At 73.6% G+C, this 17,605-nt stretch carries 16 protein-coding genes; 11 read left to right on the top strand and 5 right to left on the bottom strand.

From position 1 onward, the window contains the following. Positions 1-66 precede the first annotated feature (66 nt). From OG295_RS13310 to OG295_RS13300, 3 genes are all read left to right on the top strand, one after another. Positions 67-1,698: a succinic semialdehyde dehydrogenase gene (locus tag OG295_RS13310; protein ID WP_371677082.1), complete on the top strand. Its 1,632-nt coding sequence runs from the start codon at positions 67-69 to the stop codon at positions 1,696-1,698. Positions 1,699-1,758: 60 nt separating this feature from the next. Further along, entirely contained in the window at positions 1,759-3,540 is a 1,782-nt protein-coding gene (locus OG295_RS13305; protein ID WP_371677081.1) for a GMC oxidoreductase, read from the top strand. Between the two features lie 167 nt (positions 3,541-3,707). Further along, complete coding sequence (locus OG295_RS13300) at positions 3,708-5,411, top strand: peptidase (RefSeq protein ID WP_371677080.1); 1,704 nt, start codon at positions 3,708-3,710, stop codon at positions 5,409-5,411. Positions 5,412-5,668: 257 nt separating this feature from the next. On the opposite strand, the gene OG295_RS13295 is transcribed toward OG295_RS13300, so the two are convergent. Beyond that, positions 5,669-5,938, bottom strand: a complete 270-nt coding sequence (locus tag OG295_RS13295; protein WP_280917124.1) for a chorismate mutase — start codon at positions 5,936-5,938, stop codon at positions 5,669-5,671. 398 nt (positions 5,939-6,336) lie between these two features. Here OG295_RS13295 and guaA point away from each other — a divergent pair, with 398 nt between their 5' ends. The 4 genes from guaA (at position 6,337) to OG295_RS13275 (ending at position 10,707) form a co-directional block, all read left to right on the top strand. Beyond that, positions 6,337-7,929, top strand: a complete 1,593-nt coding sequence (gene guaA, locus OG295_RS13290; protein WP_371677079.1) for a glutamine-hydrolyzing GMP synthase — start codon at positions 6,337-6,339, stop codon at positions 7,927-7,929. Between the two features lie 132 nt (positions 7,930-8,061). Then, a complete protein-coding gene (locus OG295_RS13285; RefSeq protein WP_371677078.1) occupies positions 8,062-8,832 on the top strand; it encodes a class II aldolase/adducin family protein in 771 nt (256 codons plus the stop codon). A gap of 102 nt (positions 8,833-8,934) precedes the next feature. Then, positions 8,935-10,200: a hypothetical protein gene (locus OG295_RS13280; protein ID WP_371677077.1), complete on the top strand. Its 1,266-nt coding sequence runs from the start codon at positions 8,935-8,937 to the stop codon at positions 10,198-10,200. Between the two features lie 18 nt (positions 10,201-10,218). Then, entirely contained in the window at positions 10,219-10,707 is a 489-nt protein-coding gene (locus OG295_RS13275; RefSeq protein WP_371677076.1) for a DoxX family protein, read from the top strand. Here OG295_RS13275 and OG295_RS13270 read toward each other — a convergent pair. Beyond that, the gene (locus OG295_RS13270; protein ID WP_371677075.1) at positions 10,671-10,895 is read right to left on the bottom strand and encodes a hypothetical protein; all 225 of its coding nucleotides are present in this window, start codon (positions 10,893-10,895) and stop codon (positions 10,671-10,673) included. The genes OG295_RS13275 and OG295_RS13270 overlap by 37 nt on opposite strands. After that, on the bottom strand, positions 10,882-12,219 hold the full coding sequence (locus OG295_RS13265; RefSeq protein ID WP_371677074.1) for a PspC domain-containing protein: 1,338 nt from the start codon (positions 12,217-12,219) through the stop codon (positions 10,882-10,884). The genes OG295_RS13270 and OG295_RS13265 overlap by 14 nt, the downstream gene beginning before the upstream one ends. A 131-nt stretch (positions 12,220-12,350) precedes the next feature. Between OG295_RS13265 and OG295_RS13260 the strand changes: the two genes are divergently transcribed. The 3 genes from OG295_RS13260 (at position 12,351) to OG295_RS13250 (ending at position 15,533) form a co-directional block, all read left to right on the top strand. Further along, positions 12,351-13,637 carry a PspC domain-containing protein gene (locus OG295_RS13260; RefSeq protein ID WP_371677073.1) on the top strand — a complete coding sequence of 429 codons (1,287 nt, stop codon included), beginning with the start codon at positions 12,351-12,353 and terminating at the stop codon, positions 13,635-13,637. Further along, positions 13,634-14,332 carry a LuxR C-terminal-related transcriptional regulator gene (locus tag OG295_RS13255; protein ID WP_371677072.1) on the top strand — a complete coding sequence of 233 codons (699 nt, stop codon included), beginning with the start codon at positions 13,634-13,636 and terminating at the stop codon, positions 14,330-14,332. The genes OG295_RS13260 and OG295_RS13255 overlap by 4 nt, the downstream gene beginning before the upstream one ends. Before the next feature lie 88 nt (positions 14,333-14,420). Next, positions 14,421-15,533, top strand: coding sequence for an alpha/beta hydrolase (locus tag OG295_RS13250; RefSeq protein WP_371677071.1), 1,113 nt, complete (start codon positions 14,421-14,423; stop codon positions 15,531-15,533). Positions 15,534-15,592: 59 nt separating this feature from the next. Here the strand turns inward: OG295_RS13250 and OG295_RS13245 are convergent, their stop codons facing one another. Further along, entirely contained in the window at positions 15,593-16,648 is a 1,056-nt protein-coding gene (locus OG295_RS13245; RefSeq protein ID WP_371677070.1) for an NlpC/P60 family protein, read from the bottom strand. A 119-nt stretch (positions 16,649-16,767) separates the two neighbouring features. Beyond that, on the bottom strand, positions 16,768-17,124 hold the full coding sequence (locus OG295_RS13240) for a hypothetical protein (RefSeq protein ID WP_371677069.1): 357 nt from the start codon (positions 17,122-17,124) through the stop codon (positions 16,768-16,770). Between the two features lie 91 nt (positions 17,125-17,215). On the opposite strand from OG295_RS13240, the gene OG295_RS13235 reads away from it, so the two are divergent. Beyond that, positions 17,216-17,563, top strand: a complete 348-nt coding sequence (locus tag OG295_RS13235; protein WP_371677068.1) for an ArsR/SmtB family transcription factor — start codon at positions 17,216-17,218, stop codon at positions 17,561-17,563. Positions 17,564-17,605 lie beyond the last annotated feature (42 nt).

Below are 17,605 nucleotides of genomic sequence, written 5' to 3'. Positions count from 1 at the left end.
CAGACTTGGCAAAATACGGTTACCCACGGGTACCCAAAGGCCCGCGGGCGGCATACGCTCACCGCCATGACGGACTCGCAGGCCCCCGCCGCCCCCCTCCGCACCGCACCGCAGCCCACCAACCCGGTCGCCCCGGTCCCGGCCGGCGCCCGCACCGCCGCCGACGTGGTGACCCCCGAACTGGTCACCCGGCTGACCCGCGGAGTGATCGGCTCCGGGCGGACCGCCAACCACACCCCCTTCACCGGGGACAAGCTGGCGGACCTCCCCGAAGCGACCCCCGAGGACGTGGCCACCGCCTTCACGAAGGCCCGCGCCGCCCAGAGCGCCTGGGCCGCGGTGCCCGTCCGGCGGCGGGCGGCCGTGCTGCTGCGCTTCCACGACCTGGTCCTCGCCCGCCAGAGCGAGGTCCTCGACCTCATCCAGCTGGAGACCGGCAAGGCGCGCCTGCACGCCCACGAGGAGGTGCAGGCCGTCGCCGTCGCCGCCCGCCACTACGGCCGCAAGGCGCCCGCCTACCTGCGCCCCAAGGGCCACACGGGTGCCATGCCGACCCTCACCAAGGTCACCGAGCTGCGCCAGCCGCGCGGGGTCGTCGGGCAGATCGCCCCCTGGAACTACCCCCTCGAACTGTCCGTCGGCGACGCCCTGCCCGCCTTCGTCTCGGGCAACGCCGTCGTCATGAAGCCGGACACCGAGACCGCGCTGACCGCCCTGTGGGCCCGTGACCTGCTGATCGAGGCCGGGCTGCCCGCCGAGGTCTTCCAGGTCGTCCTCGGCGAGGGCCCGGTCGTCGGCCCCGAGGTGGTCCGGCACGCCGACTACGTCTCCTTCACCGGCTCCACCCGTACCGGCCGCGAGGTCGCCCAGGGCGCGGCCGCCCGCCTGGTCGGGGTCTCCCTGGAGCTCGGCGGCAAGAACGCCATGCTCGTCCTGGCCGACGCCGACGTGGAGAAGGCCGCCGCGGGAGCCGTCCGCGCCTGCTTCTCCTCCGCCGGCCAGCTCTGCATCTCCATCGAGCGGCTCTACGTACACGCCTCGATCGCCGACGCGTTCGTCGAGCGCTTCGCCGCCCGCACCAAGGCCATGCGGCTCGGCCACGCCCTCGCGTACGGGGCCGACATGGGATCCCTCGTCGGGACGCGTCAGCTGGAGACCGTGCAGCGGCACGTGGACGAGGCCGTCGCCAAGGGCGCCGCCCTCGTCGCCGGCGGTACCGCCCGTCCCGACATCGGCCCCCTCTTCTACGAACCCACCATCCTCGACGGGGTCGAGGCCCCCATGGCGGTCTGCGCCGAGGAGACCTTCGGCCCGGTCGTCTCGATCTACCGGTTCACCGACGAGGACGAGGCCGTCGCCCAGGCCAACGCCACCCCCTACGGCCTCAACTCCAGCGTCTGGACCAAGGACGCCCGCCGCGGTCACGCCGTCGCCGCCCGCCTGCGCACCGGCACCGTCAACATCAACGACGGCTACGCCCCCGCCTACGGCAGCGCCCAGTCCCCCATGGGCGGCATGAAGGAGTCCGGCCTCGGCCGCCGCCACGGCTCCGAGGGGATCCTCAAGTACACCGAGGCGCAGACCGTGGCCCACCAGCGGCTGCTGCCGATGGCGCCCTCGCTGGGCATGGACGACGCGAAGTACGCGGAGTTCATGACCCGCAGCCTCAAGGTGATGAAGGCCCTCCGCTTCCGCTAGGCCCGGCCCGCCGGCGCCCGACCCTCCGATTCAGACACGATCGCCCGGGAGGCACACGCAGTGTCGTACGACTACGACGTCATCGTCATCGGATCGGGCTTCGGAGGGTCGGTCTCGGCGCTGCGGCTCACCGAGAAGGGCTACCGGGTCGGCGTCCTGGAGGCCGGACGCCGCTTCACCCGCGAGAGCCTGCCCCGCAACAGCTGGGACCTGCGCAACTACCTGTGGGCGCCGGCCCTCGGGCTGTACGGGATCCAGCGCATCCACCTCCTCGGCAACGTGATGGTGCTCGCGGGCGCCGGGGTGGGCGGCGGCTCGCTCAACTACGCCAACACCCTGTACGTGCCGCCCACCGCCTTCTTCGAGGACCGGCAGTGGGCGTCCATCACCGACTGGCGCGAGGAGCTCGCCCCGTACTACGAGCAGGCCAAGCGGATGCTCGGCGTGCGCCTCAACCCGACGCTCACCCCCTCCGACGTCCACCTCAAGGCCGCCGCCGAGAAGATGGGCGTGGGGGACTCCTTCCACATGGCGCCGGTCGGGGTGTTCTTCGGCGACGGCCGGGACGCCGACGGCGGGGCGCGGGTGCGGCCCGGGGAGCGGGTGCCCGACCCCTACTTCGGCGGCGCCGGGCCTTCCCGCACCTCCTGCACCGAGTGCGGGGAGTGCATGACGGGCTGCCGGCACGGGGCCAAGAACACCCTGAACGAGAACTACCTGCACCTGGCCGAGCGGGCGGGGGCCGTCATCCACCCCATGACCACCGTCACCGCGCTCGCCGAGCACCCGGACGGCGGCTACCGGGTCCGCACCGTGCCCACCGACCACCGCCGCACGGGCCGGGCCAAGGTGCTCCGGGCGCGCTACGTCGTCGTCGCGGCGGGCACCTACGGAACCCAGACCCTGCTGCACACCATGAAGGACCGGGGCGAACTGCCCCGGCTGTCGGACCGGCTCGGCGACCTCACCCGCACCAACTCCGAGGGCCTGGTCGGCGCCCAGACCGACGACCGCCGCTACCGCAGGCGGCACGGGGCCGACCGGACGGCGGACTTCACCCGGGGCGTGGCCATCACCTCCTCCGTGCACCCCGACGCCGACACCCACATCGAGCCCGTCCGCTACGGCAAGGGCTCCAACGCCATGGGGTTCCTGACCATCCTCCAGGTGCCCTACGGCCGCCACCGGGTCCGGGCCTGGTTCGCCCGCACCGCGAAGCACCCCGTGCAGCTGGCCCGCTCGCTGTCCAACCGCCGCTGGTCGGAGCGGACCATCATCGGTCTGGTCATGCAGTCCCTCGACAACTCGCTGACGACCTACCGCAAGCCCGGCGGCATCGGGAAAGGCCTGCTGACGGCCCGCCAGGGGCACGGCGCCCCCAACCCGGTGCAGATCGAGGAGGCCACCCGGGCCGCGACCCTGCTGGCCGAGGAGATCAACGGCTTCCCGGGCAGCAACGTCGGCGAACTGATGGGCACCCCGCTCACCGCGCACTTCCTCGGCGGCTGCCCGATCGGCGCCTCGCCCGAGGAGGGCGTGGTGGACCCGTACCACCGGCTCTACGGGCACCCGGGCATCTCCGTCGTCGACGGTGCGGCGGTCTCCGCGAACCTCGGGGTCAACCCGTCCCTGACGATCACGGCGCAGGCCGAGCGGGCGATGTCGTACTGGCCGAACAACGGCGAGGAGGACCCGCGGCCCGAGCAGGGCGCGGCGTACGTGCGTCTCGCGGCGGTGGAGCCGGCCCGGCCGGCCGTCCCGAAGGAGGCCTTCGGTGCGTTGCGGCTGCCCTTCCTGGCGGTCCCCGCGGTGCCCCCGAGGCAACCGGAACCCGAGCACTGACCGCGATGAGTACCGCGCTCCCCCTCCGAGCGCGGTACTCACCGCGGTACAAGAGTGGACAGGCGGTTGCCGGAGAAGGTTGTACCGGAATCCTTCCGGCAGGGGTGTGGTGTCGGTCACATGCCCAGGAGTGCAACTGTCGCCGGGGTCCGGCGGTCACAGGGGGCATGAGACAGCGCATCTCCCTGCCGGCCGCCTGCGGCCTGGTCGCCGCGGGGCTGGCCACCGCCATCACCCCCGCGTACGCCGCGGAACCCGTCCTCACGCTGACGGCTCCGGCCGCCCTCGCCCTCCCGCTCCACCCGGCCGCGGGCTCCCCGAAGCCGGTCGCCCTGGACGTGCGCCTGGACTATCCGGGCACCGCCGAGGGCATCGGCACCGAGGTCACCTTCACCGTCGACCTGACCAAGGTCGCGGGCGTGGCCTCGGTCCGGGAGGCGGCCGCCGGCGGGACCGGCCGGGCCGCCAAGTGCAAGCCCGTCGCGAGCACCCTCGTCTGCACCGAGCAGGGGGTGCGCCCCGGCTCCCGTCCCGGCGTCGTCCTGGAGGTCACCGCCGCGAAGGACGCCAAGAACAAGGACTCCGGCGAGATCCGGGTCACCGGCGCGGTCTCCGGGGCCACGGTGCGCTCCGCCGTCACCGCCGTCACGGTCGGCGGTCCCGACCTGGTCATGGGGGAGATGGCGCTCAAGCGGGACCCGAAGCCGGGCGAGAGCCAGCCGCTGCCCCTGGCCTTCTCCAACCGGGGCACGCAGTCCGCGAAGGGCGTCGTCCTGGAGCTGGAGGCCAGCCGCGGGATGGAGCTGGCCGAGCGGTACGACAACTGCGAGTACCGCACCACGCGCACCTCCACCACCGCGATCTGCACGGTCGACGGGGAGTTCGAGGCCGATGCCAGCTACGAGCTGGCGGGCGACAGCCCCCTGCACCTGAAGGCCACCGGTCACGCCCGCGCCGAGCTGCTCGGCTACGGGATCTACCCGGCCGCGGCCCCGGTGAAGACGGAGCAGGCGCAGACGGGCGCGGACGCGAAGCCCGGTGACCAGAGCGCGAAGGACCCCGCGGGCAAGACCCCCGGGACCGCAACGGGCACCGGTCAGGGCGCCGGCCGCAAGCTCACCGCCAAGAAGAGGGCCGCGGCCCTCACCCCGGCGCTGCGGGGTCCCGACCTCAACCCGGCCGACAACCGGCGCGAGTTCGACTTCGCCGTCCCGAACACCGCCGACCTCGCGGCCGAGCCCCTCGTCGTCAAGGGCAAGGCCGGCGCCACCGTCAAGGCCGCGGTCGCCGTGCGCAACCAGGGCCCGGCCTGGGTCTTCGACCCCCGCTCCACCACCCCGGCGGCCGTCGTGGACGTGGTGGTCCCGCCGGGCGTGAAGGTGCTCACGGCCCCCGCGGCGTGCCGCTCCGCCGGCACCGCGGCGGCGCCCCGCTACCTCTGCAGCACCGGTTCGTCGCTGCTGGAGTCCGAGAAGGCGGAGTTCCCCTTCGAGCTGCGGATCGACAAGGCCGTCCCGGACGCCCGCGGCGCCATCACGGTCGGCCGGCCCGGCCCCGGGGGCGAACCCCAGCGGCACCCCTTCGACCCGGTCCTGGCCAACAACCTGGCCACCATCACGGTGAACCCGAGCGGTCCCGCTCCGAGCCCCTCCGCGACGGCGCCGAAGCCGACCGCCTCGGCGTCGGCCTCCGCTTCGCCGTCGGCCACCCCGAGCGCCGGGACCACGCCGCCGAAGACCTCCTCGGGCGGCGGTCCGCTGGCCTCCACCGGCAGCACGGCGGGCCTGGTCGGCTTCGCGGGGGCCGCGCTGGTGGCCGCCGGGGGCGCGCTGTTCCTGGCCTTTCGTCGCCGAGGCGCGGGCCGCGCGTAGCGGAGCCGGACACGCGGAACGGCCGACCCGGGGCGTCCCCCGGGCCGGCCGTCCTCATGGGGTGACCGGGCTGCTGTCCCCTGCCGTCCGGTCACGCGAGGGAGCGAGGTCCCACGACGCGCGCCCTCGGGCGGCACGTCTCATCGCTCCCGTGGAGCCACGCGTGGTGCTGCGGACCCGCGCCTGGCTGACGCGGACTACACCCAGAACGAAGCCCGGTGGGGCCGGTCACGACCCGGACGGGTGACGAACACCCGTCAGACGCGGCCCCGGCACAGCTCCAGCAGGGTCATCGCGAGCGCGGTGCCGGGCTTGCCGAGGGCGTCGCTCCAGTGCGCGAGCACCTCCATCTCGCGTGAGAGGTGCACGCGGCGGCCCCCGGCGGCGATCCGGGCCTCCTGGATGACCGTGGACACGGCCGTCCGCTCCTGGATCAGCCCGATGATGCGGTCGTCGATGGCGTCGATCCGCTCGCGGCTGTCGGCGATGAGCTCTTCGGGGGTGGCGGCGGTGGTGATGACGGACATGTCGTTCTCTCCTCGTGGACGATCGGGGGAGGTCCGCCAGTCCCGCGGAACGCCAGAGCGCCCCGGTCCTGTCGGACCGGGGCGCTCTGGGAAGTCAGCGGCTCAAGCGAGCATCACGAAGACCCATGGCGACCGGACCGGCCGGTGCCATAGGTAAAGAGGAAGCTCAGCTGCTTGCGCATGGAACGGATTATTACCCTCCGGCCCACCCCCCGGTCAACCGGGCCCGCATCGTGAGACGGCCCGCGCGCGACCGGTGCGGATCCGGCAAGCGCTGTGAGCGGGGCGTCGCGGCGCGTCACGGCGGTGGGGGACTCGGATGGTGCGACAAAACGGCGGGTGCCGCCACCGGTAGAATCGACAAAACAGCCACCCTCTTCCGCCGGAAGGCCTGCCCCGTGCCAGAAGCACCCTCCGCCGCCCACGACAGCGCCCCGGACACGGTTCTCGTCGTCGACTTCGGCGCCCAGTACGCCCAGCTCATCGCCCGCCGCGTCCGCGAGGCACGGGTCTACAGCGAGATCGTGCCCAGCACGATGCCCGTGGCCGAGATGCTCGCCAAGGACCCCAAGGCGATCATCCTCTCCGGCGGTCCGTCCTCCGTGTACGAGGAGGGTGCCCCGCGCCTGGACGACGCCCGCGCCCTCTTCGAGGCCGGCGTCCCCGTCTTCGGCATGTGCTACGGCTTCCAGCTGATGGCGACCACCCTCGGCGGCACCGTCGACAACTCCGGTGCGCGCGAGTACGGCCGCACCCCGCTGGCCGTCTCCAAGTCCGGCTCGACGCTCTTCGAGGGCACCCCCGAGAGCCAGTCGGTCTGGATGTCCCACGGCGACGCCTGCTCCGCCGCCCCCGAGGGCTTCTCCGTCACCGCGTCGACCGACGTCGTCCCGGTCGCGGCCTTCGAGAACGACGAGAAGAGGCTGTACGGGGTCCAGTACCACCCCGAGGTCATGCACTCCACGCACGGCCAGCAGGTGCTGGAGCACTTCCTCTACCGGGGCGCGGGCCTGTCCCCGACCTGGACCACCGGCAACATCGTCGAGGAGCAGATCGCGGCCATCCGCGAGCAGGTCGGCGACAAGCGCGCCATCTGCGGCCTCTCCGGCGGCGTGGACTCCGCCGTCGCCGCGGCCCTCGTGCAGAAGGCCATCGGCTCGCAGCTGACCTGCGTGTACGTCGACCACGGTCTGATGCGCAAGGGTGAGACCGAGCAGGTCGAGAAGGACTTCGTGGCCGCCACCGGCGTCCAGCTGAAGGTCGTCGACGCCCAGGAGCGCTTCCTGAACGCGCTGGCCGGCGTCTCCGACCCGGAGACCAAGCGCAAGATCATCGGCCGCGAGTTCATCCGCGTCTTCGAGCAGGCGCAGCTGGAGATCCTCCAGGAGGACGGCCCGGCGGTGGCCTTCCTGGTGCAGGGCACCCTGTACCCGGACGTCGTCGAGTCCGGCGGCGGCACCGGCACCGCCAACATCAAGTCCCACCACAACGTGGGCGGTCTGCCCGACGACATCGAGTTCGAGCTCGTCGAGCCGCTGCGCCAGCTGTTCAAGGACGAGGTCCGGATGGTCGGCCAGGAGCTCGGCCTGCCCGAGGAGATCGTCCAGCGCCAGCCCTTCCCCGGCCCCGGCCTCGGCATCCGCATCGTCGGCGAGGTCACCAAGGAGCGCCTGGACCTGCTGCGCGAGGCCGACGCCATCGCCCGCCACGAGCTCACCGCGGCCGGCCTGGACCGGGAGATCTGGCAGTGCCCGGTCGTCCTGCTCGCCGACGTCCGCAGCGTGGGCGTCCAGGGTGACGGCCGCACCTACGGCCACCCGATCGTGCTGCGCCCCGTCTCCTCCGAGGACGCCATGACGGCCGACTGGACGCGCATGCCGTACGAGGTCCTCGCCAAGATCTCCACCCGGATCACCAACGAGGTGCCGGACGTGAACCGCGTGGTCCTCGACTGCACGAGCAAGCCCCCGGGCACCATCGAGTGGGAGTAGTCCCACCCGTACCCCGCAGCGCGTGACGAAGCCGCCGTTCCCCTCGGGGGCGGCGGCTTCGCCGCGTGTATGGCCTCTTCGGGCGGGCGCCGGTACCTTGCGCCGCGACCTTGGGAGTCTGGAGGAGCTGACATGGCCGAGCGGCCCGTACCCGTGCCCGTCGAGCGGCTCGGCTTCGCGATGCCGCCGGTCTTCGCCACCGCCGGGGAGACCCGCGCCCACCGCAAGGCCCGGCTCGCCGAGGGGCTGCGGCTGCTGGGGCGGCTCGGGTACGAGGACGGGGTGGCCGGCCAGGTCTCCGTACGGGACCCGGAGTTCGAGGACTGCTACTGGGTGAACCCCTTCGGGCGGGCCTTCGGCGCCCTCACCCCCGACGACCTGCTGCTGGTCGACGGGGAGGGGCGGGTGCTCCGCGGGGAGCGGCGCGTGAACCAGCTGGCGTTCGCCGTGCACGCCGCCGTCCACCGGGAACGGCCGGGCGTGGTGGCGGTCGTGCGCACGCAGGGCCCGTACGGCAGGGCGCTGGCCTGCCTCGGGGAACTGCTGGCCCCCATCACCGAGGAGGCCTGCGCCTTCTACGAGGACCACGCGCTGCTCGACGAGTTCGCGGGCGCGGAGGACCCGGCGCGGATCGGGCGCGCGCTCGGCCCGTACAAGGCGCTGGTCCTGCGCAACCGCGGGCTGCTGACCGTCGGGGACTCGGTGGAGGCGGCGCTGTGGTGGTTCCTCGCGGCGGAGCGGGCCGCGCAGGTGCAGCTGATCGCGCGGGCGGCCGGGAAGCCGGTGCCCATCGACCACCGCAGCGCCGTGGCCACGCGCGGGCGCTTCGGCTCGGACCTGGCCGCGTGGGTGAGCTACCAGCCGCTGCGGGAGGCGCCCGGAGGGGTGGCGTCAACATCATGAACGGTTAATCACCTGCTCTGACATCGTGCGCAATCCGGAGCACTGCCGCAGTGGTGCACAATTCGCTGGCATTGCACCGGAGTTCAGAGAGGCGGCACGCACGTGGCTGTCCAAGAGATCCCTCGAAGCACCCACGGCGGCGGCTGCACCTGCGACGACTGCCCCCACGGAGCCCGGGAGGGCCACCGCCGGGCGGTGGCCGCCTTCCTGGAGAAGCGCGACGAGTTCGCCGCCGGACACGGGGTCCCGGCCGCCGTGGCCCACTCCCTCGGCGCCTCCCGCCAGTGGGTTTCCGACGAACTGACCCTGTCCGCCCGCACGGTCGCCGACCGGGGCCGGGAGGCCGGGCACTCCTGGCTGTACCTGCTCTCCCGGCGGGCCGTCCTCGTCCTGTGGATCGCCGCCGGCGTCCTGCTGGTGGTGCAGGTCGGCACCGCCCTCGGCACCGGCTGGTCCACCGCCCGCACCGCCGGGCTCCTCGCCGCCGTGGTGCTCGCCGGGCTGCTCACCCTCGCCGCGCGGGCCCAGTCGCTGCGCGGAGGGCTGCTGGCCCCGCTGGTCGGCGAGGACAACCGGCTGTCCACCTCCAAGGCGGTCCCGGCGGCCTGGCTGGTGCTGACCTCCTTCGCCGCGCTGCTGCCCGCGCTGCGCCTGGCGGCCTCCTCGCCCGGCCCCGACCGGGACGCCCTCTACGCCGGGCTCTCGCTGGGCCGGGCGCTGCCCCTCCTCGCGGTCCTCGGCCTGACCTCCGGGGTCGCGGTGCTGGTGCGCCGGGTGGTCTCCGTACGGATCATGGGGCAGCGGCTCCAGAAGCTGCCGGCGGACCGCCCCTCCGGGGCCGACCTGCTCACCGACGACGCGGGCCGGGGGAGCTTCACCGACGCCCAGTACGTGCTGGTCTCCACGGTGGTGCTGGCCTACGCGGCGGTGTCGCTGGCCCGCTTCCCGGACCGGCTGCCGCGGCTGCCGTGGTCGCTGGCGATGCTGGTGGCGCTGTCGGCCGTGGTCTACCTGGCGGCCAAGTACGCCGAGGGGAGCCGTCCGCTCGTGCTGTCGGTGGTGCGCAGACGGGAGCCCGGGGACCTGGACGCCGCCGTCCGCCCCGGGGACGACATCGAGATCCGGGGCGTGGGCTTCGTACCGCCCGGGGCGCAGACCCCGGAGATGCTCGCCCGGCTGGTGGTGCGGATCGGGGCCGTCCACGTCCACGTGCCGCTGGTTCCGGTGGCGGGCGGATTCACCAATCCCTCGGACGCGGTGCTGACCGTTCCGGTGCCGGCGGAAGTGGAACCGGGGCGCACCGAGGTCCAGGTGGTGACCGCCGCAGGGGTGGAATCGAACCGCTACGCCATCGACGTGGCCGAGTGAACGGGGTACACATGGGGCGTGACCCGAACTGACGTGCCTTCCGGGAAGCGGATCTCCGTTCTCCAGGAGACGGCCTCCCGCCACGCGCTCCTCCCCCTGCGGATCTTCCTCGGCGTGACCTTCGTGTACGCGGGGCTCGACAAGCTCACCGACCCCGCCTTCCTCTCCGCGACCGGTACCGGCTCCATCGGCGAGATCATGCGCGGGGTGCACGACACCGCCGCCGTCCCGGCCCTGGTCGACCTGGCACTGAAGGCGCCCGTCGGCTTCGGCATCGCCATCGCGATCGGTGAGATCCTCGTCGGCCTCGGCGTCCTCGCCGGACTGCTGACCCGGATCGCGGCCGCCGGCGGGGCGTTGATCTCCCTCAGCCTGTGGCTCACGGTGTCCTGGGCGGTCACCCCGTACTACTACGGCAACGACCTGATCTACCTGATGGCCTGGACCCCGCTGGTCATGGCCGGGGCGCCCTACCTGTCGCTGGATTCCCTGCGCCGGTCGCGCTGATCCCGGCGCACCGCGTGGGTGACCAGCCCGACCAGCGCGGCGAGCGTGAGGCCGCCGACGGCCATCGGGACGACCAGGTACCACGGCAGGTCGGTCTCACCGGTCGCGTCGAGCAGGTACAGCCCGCCGACGGCGGTCAGCACCAGCCCCGCCAGCAGCCTTCCCGGCTGGAACTCATGACGCCGCACGGGCCACCTCCACCTGTCCCACACCCGCGTCCAGGTGCAGCTCGATCGTCCCGCCGGCCTCGGTGCCGACGGCGGGGGGCAGGCTCGCCCGCCGGGTCTCTCCGCCGCTCTTGATGCGGACGTCGGGGCCGCCCTCCCCGGGGAACTGGATGTCGCCGAGCCGGATCGACACGTCGGCCAGCGCCGTGACCTCCCGGGGCACGACGACCTTCAGCCGGCCCGCGTCGATGGCGGCGCGGACGGAGACGGTGGTGCCCTTCGGGACGTCCAGACGGCTCAGGTCCAAGGTGGCCAGCCCCGTGCCCGAGCGGTACTCGGGCCGGACGTCGGCCACCGCCGCCGGGCGCCAGTCGGCGTTGTGCCAGTCGGTGCCGATCTCGCGCGGCAGGGCGACCGACCCCGCGAGGAGCCCGGCGGTGATCAGGGACAGCAGGACCGTGCCGAAGCCGGTGCGCCCCTTGACGGAGCTGACGGCCAGCCCCAGCCCGAAGACGGCCAGCGCCGCGGCGAACCCCACCTGGAGGGCGTGCCCGAGCGTGCTGCCGTGCCACACCGAGGCGGTGGCGCCGCCCCCGGCCAGCAGGGCCAGCACGAACACCCGGCCCCCGATGCCGCCGCGCGACCGCTGCGCGGCGCCGTTCGCGCGCGGCTCGGCCGGGGCGCTGCCCGTCCTCGTCGGCCCGTCCTCGTCGTCCGGGCCCCACAGGTACCCGGTCGTGCCGACCGGGCCGGTGGTGCCGTCCTTGACCAGCGGGTCCCGCCACCAGGACGGGCTGCCGGGCACGGGCGGCGCCTGCGTCTCCGGCGGCGCGGGCCGGTGCGGGGCGGGCCGGTGCGGGGCGGGGGTCTCCGCCTCCGCCTCGGGAGCCTGCCGGTGGCGCTGCGACCAGTACGAGGCCGCGCCGAGCGCCAGCATGACCAGGACCGAGAAGGCCCCCAGCACCCCGTTGTCCATCATCGACAGGAACAGGGCGCAGCCGACCAGGGCGCTGAACACCGCCGCCAGGGTGGAGCCCTCCACCCGGCCGGTCAGCAGCTTCTTGCCCTCGCTGTCGTCCTCGGCCTCCAGCGGGAGCAGCAGCCACGCGAACCCGTAGAAGATCAGGCCGACGCCGCCGGTGACGGCGAGCACGCCCAGCACGATCCGGAACACCACCGGGTCCAGCCCGAAGTACCGGCCGAGGCCGCCGCACACGCCCGCGAGGACCTTGTCGTGCCTGCTGCGGCGCAGGGGAGGGCGGTCGGCCGGGGCGGGTGCCCCGGGAGCCTCTCCCGGAGTTCGTCCGGGGGGACCCCCGTGCGGAGCGTCGTGTACGTCGGTCATGGGTCCATGGTGACGGCCCGCCCGGCGCCGCGGCACCGGGTCCGACCCTGGCGCAACCCTGATATCCCCCCGGAGGAACTGGGGGACCGCCCTGATGCCGCGTCCCGCCCGCGCGTGTGACCCTTGGTGTCATGCCCGTAGCCGCCGCACCCAGACCCCCGCACGCGCCCGACAGCGAGGAAGTCCCCCAGCGCAAGCTCTACCGCAGCGCCGACGGCCGGATGCTCGGCGGCGTCGCCCGTGGCCTCGCCGGCCACCTCGGGCTGCCGGTGATCTGGGTCCGGCTCGCCTTCCTCGGCATGTTCATGTTCGGGGACGGGCTGGGGGTGCTGCTGTACGCGGCGTTCTGGGTGTTCGTCCCGCTCGGTGTGGGCGGCAGCACCGGACACCACTCCTTCTTCGAGGTCCTGCCCGACGGCACCCGGCGCCTGCGCAAGCCCGACAAGGGGGCGGTGTCCGGACTGGTCGCGCTGGCCGTCGGCGCGGGCATCTTCTTCTCCCAGCTCAGCGTCGGCGGCGCCAACGGCCGCTACATCTGGCCGACGCTGCTCGTCGGGGCCGGCGTGGTCCTCGTCTGGCGGCAGGCCGACAACGCCCGCCGCGCCCACTGGAGCGCCGCCGCCGGACGCAACGCGCGCCTGCTCCAGGGCGCCCGCGCGCTGGCCGGAGTGGTCCTCGTCGGCATGGGCCTGACCGTGTTCATCGTCGTACGGGGCTCCGCGGCCCAGCTCGGCAACGTCCTCACCGCCACCCTCGCCGTCCTCGTCGGCGTCGCCCTGCTCGCCGGCCCCTGGCTGATCCGGATGACCCAGGACCTCTCCGAGGAACGCCTGATGCGCATCCGCGCCCAGGAGCGCGCCGAGGTCGCCGCCCACGTCCACGACTCGGTGCTGCACACCCTCACCCTGATCCAGCGCAACGCCGAGGACGTCGGCGAGGTCCGCCGCCTCGCCCGCGCCCAGGAACGGGAGCTGCGCAACTGGCTCTACAAGCCCGAGGGCACCGGCAAGGACGAGGCCGAGGAACCGGCCACCCTCGCGGATGCCGTGAAGAAGGCGGCCGCCGAGGTCGAGGACCACCACGGCGTCCCCATCGAGGTCGTCGTCGTCGGGGACTGCCCGCTCGACGACAGGCTCGGCGCCCAGGTCCAGGCCGCGCGCGAGGCGATGGTCAACGCCGCCAAGTACGGTGGCGACGGGGGCCCGGTGCAGGTGTACGCGGAGGTCGAGGGCCGCACGGTGTTCGTGTCCGTACGGGACCGCGGTCCGGGATTCGACATCGACGCGGTACCGGACGACCGCATGGGCGTACGAGAATCGATCATCGGCCGGATGCAGCGCAACGGCGGGACCGCACGGCTGCGGTCCGCGCCCGACGGCGGCACGGAAGTCGAGCTGGAGATGGAGAGGGCGGCATGACCACCGAGGACAGCGCTGTGAGCGGGACCGAGACCAGGCGGGTGCGGGTCGTGCTCGTCGACGACCACCGGATGTTCCGCGCCGGGGTCCAGGCGGAGATCGGGGAGACCGCCCGGACCGGGGTGGAGGTCGTCGGCGAGGCGGCCGACGTGGACCAGGCCGTCACCGTCATCACCGCCACCCGCCCCGAGGTGGTGCTCCTCGACGTGCACCTGCCCGGTGGCGGCGGGGTCGAGGTGCTGCGGCGCTGCGCCCCGCTGATGACGGCGGCCGAGAACCCGGTGCGCTTCCTGGCCCTGTCGGTGTCCGACGCCGCCGAGGACGTCATCGGCGTCATCCGCGGCGGTGCCCGCGGCTACGTCACCAAGACCATCACCGGCGCCGACCTGGTGCACTCCGTCTACCGGGTCCAGGACGGCGACGCCGTGTTCTCGCCCCGGCTGGCCGGCTTCGTGCTCGACGCCTTCGCCTCCACGGACGCGCCGCCGGTCGACGAGGACCTGGACCGGCTCACCCAGCGCGAGCGCGAGGTGCTGCGGCTGATCGCGCGCGGGTACGCGTACAAGGAGATCGCCAAGCAGCTGTTCATCTCGGTCAAGACCGTCGAGTCGCACGTCTCCGCGGTGCTCCGCAAGCTCCAGCTCTCCAACCGGCACGAGCTGACCCGCTGGGCCACCGCCCGCCGCCTGGTGTGAGCCCGCCCGCCCGGCCCCCGCGATGTGATCCACACCGCAGGGGCCGGGGGCAACCGCCGGGGCGCGCGGCGGACTCTTGGGTGGCGTGATGAGCCTGACGGGGACCCCCCTCTTCGCGGCGGTGGTCGCCCTGACCGTGATAGCCGTCGTCCTGCCGCTGGCCGTGTGGAGCAAGGTGCGCGGCCCCGCCGTGGCACGCCTCGCCGTGCGCGGCACGATGGTGGTCTTCGCCCAGACCACGGCCGTGGCCCTGGTGTTCGTCGCCATCAACCGCGACATGAACTTCTACGCCAGCTGGGGCGACCTGTTCGGCACCGGGAAGTACGTCACCGCCGCCCCCGACCTCGGCGCCGACGGCCTCGGCGGCAAGAAGGCCGAGGAGGTCAAGGCCGAGCCGAAGGTGCGGCAGAAGTTCGAGCCGGTCGAGGGCCTCGGCGGGCGCGTGCAGAAGACCGAACTGGACGGCGGGATCTCCGGGGTCAAGGGCGACGTCATGGTGTGGCTGCCCCCGCAGTACGACGAACCGGCCTACAAGGACAAGAAGTTCCCGGTGGTCGAGCTCATCCCCGGCATCCCCGGCACGGGCAAGTCCTGGTTCCAGGGGCTCAAGGCGCACGAGGTGCTGGAGCCGTTGATGAAGCAGGGCAAGGTGCAGCCCTTCATCCTCGTCTCCCCGCGCGCCATGCTGCTGGGCAACGCCGACACCGGCTGCGCCAACCTTCCCGGCAAGGTCAACGCCGACAGCTGGTTCAGCGTCGACGTCCGCAAGATGGTCACCGACAACTTCCGGGCCTCGGACGAGGCCCGCACCTGGGGCGTGGCCGGGTACTCGGCCGGCGCGTACTGCGCGGCCAAGCTGGCGGTGCTGCATCCCGACCGCTACAGCGCGGCCGTGTCCCTCTCCGGGTACAACGACCCCGGCCAGGAGCCCTCGTCGCTGGTCGCGAAGGATCCCGAGCTGCGCCGCACCCACAACCTGAAGAACCTCCTCCAGGCCGCCCCCACCCCGCCGGCGGTCTCGCTGTGGATGTCGGGGGCGGACCAGGACGGCTACCTGTCCGGCATGGACCTCAAGGGGCTGGCGAAGAGCCCGACCGCGGTCCACGCGGAGAAGGTGACCGGCGGCCACAACCTGGAGTCCTGGTCGAAGCAGATCCCGCAGACCTTCGACTGGTTGAGCAAGACGGTCAAGGCGCCGTAGCCGGAGGCGGAGCCGGAGCCGCCGGGGCCGGAGCCGCCGGGGCCGCTACGCCGGGGCCGCTACGCCGGGCGGGAGGCGCCGGCCCACGGCATCGAGTCCACCGGCGCGAGGCGGACCGTCGAGCCGGGGCGCGGGGCGTGGATCATCTGGCCGTTGCCGACGTACATGCCGACGTGGGTGACCCCGGAGTAGAAGAAGACCAGGTCCCCGGGGGCGAGCCCGTCCCGGGTGACGCGCTGCCCGGCGTTGATCTGGGTGTAGGTGGTCCGGGGCAGGGAGACCCCGGCCGACTTCCAGGCCGCCTGGGTCAGGCCCGAGCAGTCGTAGGAGCCCGGTCCGGTCGCGCCCCACACGTACGGCTTGCCGATCGCCGCGTACGCGAAGGCCACCGCCCGCGCGGCGCGGGAGCCGTCGGAGGGGGCCGCCGGGGCGGGGGTCCGGGCGCCGGGGACGCCCGCAGGTACGGGGGCGCCGCCCCCGGACCGGGCTTCGTAGGCGGCCCGTTCCTCGGCGGTGAGCCGGGCCAGGAGGCGCTGCGCGGTGGCGAGCCCGCCCTCGATGGCGGCCTTCTGCCCGGCCAGCTCGTCCCGCCGGGCCCGCAGGTCCGCGAGCTGCCCGGCGGCCTTCTCGCGCAGCTGCCCGACCTCGTCGAGGCCGCGCCGTACGGAGGCCACGTCGGCGGCGGTGCGGTCGCCGGCGCGGGTCAGGAGGGAGGCCCGCTCCAGGTAGTCCTGCGGGTCGGTGGCCATGGCCAGCTGCAGGGCCGGGCCGAGGCCGCCGCTGCGGTACTGGGTCGCGGCCACCGCGCCGAGCGAGCGGCGGGCGGTGTTGAGCCGCTCCTCCTTGCGGGCGGCCTCGTCGCGCAGGCCGGTCAGCGCGCGCTCGGCCTCGTCGGCCTTCACCTTCGCCCCGTTGTGCCGCTCCGTCGCCGCCTCTGCGTCCCCGTAGAGCCGGTCGACCTCCGCCTTGACCTGGGCGGGGGTGGGCTGGGGGTCGGCGTGCGAGGTGCCTTCGAAGGCGGTGGCGGTGGCAGCGCCCGCGAGGGCGAGGGTGGCGGCGGTCCGTACGGTGCCGCCGGAGAGCGGGCGCTGCCGGGGCTTTCGATGACTGGCCACGGGGGCCTCACGTCCTTCCGTCGGTCTTGGGGGAGGACGCTAAACCCCGAGGTAACGGGGCGATGACGAGTTGCTCCGAACTGGCCGTCTCCGACCGCGGATGACCGGGAAGGGGCGGGTCAGTGCCAGAGGACGGCGATAAAGATGTTGGCGACGGTCAGTCCGCCGACCGCCGCGAAGAGGCCCTTCTCCGCTCGCTCCTCGTCGCGCTTGACGTAGACGATCGCCAGGATCACGAAGAGGACCGCGAGCTTCACGCCGATCTTGACGTGGTCGAGGGGGGCGCCGTCACCCATCTCGCGGAAGCCCACCAACAGGACGCCGGTTATGAGCATGGTGAGCGCGCCGTGCAGCATCGCGGGCACGAAACGGGCGGTGCCGGCGCCCATGGCCTTCATCTGGGTGAGGAAACCGCCGAGGAGGGAGGCGATGCCGATGATGTGCAGGCCGACGAAAGCGTTGGTGAGGACAGTCATGCCGACGAGCGTACGGGGCGGCCCCGGAGCCCCCGACGGCGGTGTTCGGGCGACGGCCGGGGGCCGTACGGGACCTGCGTAGGGTGGCCTCATGACGCCCGCTCCCGCCGCCGAGCCGACCCATCCCGCCGCCGACCGGATCGAGCTGGCCGCGGTCCTCGCGGCGCTGGGCCACCCCGCCCGGCTGGAGATCGTCCGCAGGCTGGCGGCCGGCGAGGAGTCCTGCTGCGGGGACGTGGTCCCCGACCTGCCGCGCTCCAGCGTCACCCACCACATCAGGGCGCTGCGCGAGAGCGGCGTGATCCTCCAGCACCCGCGCGGCCGCAAGCACCTGCTCGCCCTGCGCCGCACGGACCTCGACGCGCGCTTCCCCGGGCTGCTGGACGTCGTGCTGCGGGCGGGCCGGCCGATGCCGCCCGAGGCGGTGGCGGAGCCGTGATCGAGCCCGGGACGGGCGCACTCCGGTTCAGCCGGGGCCCTC

It is taken from the genome of Streptomyces sp. NBC_01276 (assembly GCF_041435355.1).
Classification (GTDB): domain Bacteria; phylum Actinomycetota; class Actinomycetes; order Streptomycetales; family Streptomycetaceae; genus Streptomyces.
This window is presented reverse-complemented; position numbering and strand designations above follow the sequence as displayed.